Annotated in this window: 1 pseudogene; it reads right to left on the bottom strand. The window is 54.5% G+C overall.

From position 1 onward, the window contains the following. Positions 1-108: 108 nt before the first annotated feature. Positions 109-222, bottom strand: a pseudogene (locus H6B10_RS18255) (carbohydrate ABC transporter permease); the annotation flags it as partial.

Raw genomic sequence — 222 nt, 5'->3', positions numbered from 1 at the left:
GAACCAAAGCATGAAACATATCAAAGACAAACGGGCGGAAACCGTCCTGGCCTATCTGGTCCTCATCGTCCTGTCCTTCCTGTGCCTGTTCTTCTTCTACATCCTGCTGGTGAATGCCACCTTTTTCAGCTTGAACTGGTAGGCATAGAGGCCGTAGGCCGTCAGGGCGGAGAAGTAGGTGCACAGCGCCGCCGAGCAGCTGGAGACGATCAGGCTGTTGAT

It is taken from the genome of Gemmiger formicilis (genome assembly GCF_016901605.1).
In the GTDB taxonomy this organism is placed as follows: Bacteria; Bacillota; Clostridia; order Oscillospirales; family Ruminococcaceae; genus Gemmiger; species Gemmiger formicilis_B.
This window is presented reverse-complemented; position numbering and strand designations above follow the sequence as displayed.